Annotated in this window: 1 pseudogene; it reads right to left on the bottom strand. The window is 36.2% G+C overall.

What is annotated here, in order from left to right:
• Window positions 1-186: 186 nt before the first annotated feature.
• Window positions 187-437: pseudogene (locus HC176_RS16645) on the bottom strand (gliding motility lipoprotein GldJ); the annotation flags it as partial.

Raw genomic sequence — 437 nt, 5'->3', positions numbered from 1 at the left:
AAATCATTAGCATTGAAATTTTCACCCTTTAAGGCAAAGAAAATACTGTTGTTACTTATCTTCCTGGTATCTGTACCTACTCCGGAACTTTCCAGGAATAGTTGGTGAAGCTTTTCTATTTTCATAAAATAAAGCTATAAAAAAAGCCCTAATCAAATTAGGGCTTTCACTTAATATTGTGGAAAATTAATTTTTTGCTGTCTTGTTTTTCTTGAGAGATTTTGAACCTACTCTCGACATTGCATTTCTAAATCCAATATAGTCTGTTGCCATATCCTGCGGGAAAAATCTCCTTTGTGCAGGATCCAGCCAATAAGCTCTGTCTCTCCAGGAACCTCCTTTATAAACCCTTACATTATCGTCTATCAAAGTAGTTCTTCCTGTAGATTTATCGTACTGAAGACTCTGACCTCCCAAACTGTCTACTGTGGCAGTAT

Source organism: Tamlana crocina (genome assembly GCF_012037625.1).
Note: the sequence above shows the minus strand (reverse complement) of the source record. Positions and strands in the feature narration are given on the sequence as shown.